Below are 1,452 nucleotides of genomic sequence, written 5' to 3'. Positions count from 1 at the left end.
GCCCCGCGCTGATCATCTTGTGCCTGGGCGTGCTGATGATCGTGCTCGACGGTACGGTGGTGAACGTCGCCCTGCCGTCGATCAAGGACAACCTGCAATTCAACGACACCAACCTGGCCTGGGTCGTCAATGCTTACTTACTGACCTTTGGCGGCTTCCTGCTGCTCGGCGGTCGCCTCGGCGACCTCTATGGCCACCGCCGGCTGTTTACCCTGGGATTGGCCGCGTTCACCCTCGCGTCGCTGGCCTGCGGACTGGCGCCATCACAGTCATGGTTGATCACTGCCCGTGCGGTTCAAGGCCTCGGCGGTGCAGTGGTCACCGCGGTGGCCTTGTCGTTGATCATGGACTTGTTCACGGAGCCCGGCGAGCGTGCCCGGGCGATGGGCGTATACAGTTTCGTCTGTGCTGCGGGCGGCAGTATTGGTGTGCTGTTGGGTGGTTTGCTGACCGATCTGCTGAGTTGGCATTGGATCTTCCTGGTCAACCTGCCTGTCGGCCTGACCGTCCTGGCGCTGTCCCTCAAGTTGTTGCCCGCCGTGCGCGCCGAAGGCAGCGGGCAATTGGATGTTGCCGGCGCGGTGACCGCCACCCTGTCGTTGATGATCGCCGTGTACGCCGTGGTCAACGGCAATGAGCGGGGCTGGACCTCCCTCCATACGCTGGGCCTGTTGGCAGCCTCGGCCTTGTTGATGCTGGCCTTCATTCTGCTCGAACGCCGGATTGCGCATCCCTTGATTCCGATGAGCCTGTTTCGCCTGCATAACCTGCGCACCGCCAATCTGCTCGCCGTGCTCTGGGCCGCGTCGATGTTCGCCTGGTTTTTCCTGTCAGCGCTCTACATGCAATTGGTGCTGGGCTATACGCCGATGCAAGTGGGATTGGCGTTCCTGCCAGCAAACGTGATCATGGCGATTTTTTCCCTGGGTCTGTCCGCGCGGCTGGTGATGCGCTACGGCACACGAACGCCGTTGGCGGCAGGCCTGCTGCTCGCCGCCATCGGCCTGGCACTGTTTGCACGGGCGCCGCTGGACGGCCAGTTCGTCGGCGACGTCCTGCCGGGCATGTTGCTGCTGGGGTTGGGCGCGGGGATGGCGTTCAATCCGATGTTGCTCGCGGCGATGAGCGACGTGGAACCCAAGGATTCCGGCCTGGCATCTGGCGTCGTCAATACGTCGTTCATGATGGGCGGCTCCGTGGGCCTGGCGGTGCTGGCAAGCATTGCCGCGTACCGGACCAAGACGGCCGCGTCCGATCTCGCGCCGCTGGTTGCGCTCAACGACGGGTATCAGGTGGCGTTTTTGATCGGCGCAGCGTTCGCGCTGACCGCAGCCGTACTGGCGGGGCTGCTGCTGCGAAGCACCAGGAAGGGACAGCAGGCGAAGGTCGACTCCGCAGCCCACCCTGCCCCTTGACGGCGCCGAGCGGCAACGACAGGCATCAAGTGATGCC

At 64.0% G+C, this 1,452-nt stretch carries 1 protein-coding gene; it reads left to right on the top strand.

What is annotated here, in order from left to right:
- On the top strand, positions 1-1,415 hold a 1,415-nt coding region (locus ACE04F_RS06635; protein WP_486105520.1), incomplete at its 5' end, for a DHA2 family efflux MFS transporter permease subunit.
- Positions 1,416-1,452: the final 37 nt, after the last annotated feature.

It is taken from the genome of Pseudomonas sp. AGC41, from assembly GCF_057334555.1.
Note: the sequence above shows the minus strand (reverse complement) of the source record. Positions and strands in the feature narration are given on the sequence as shown.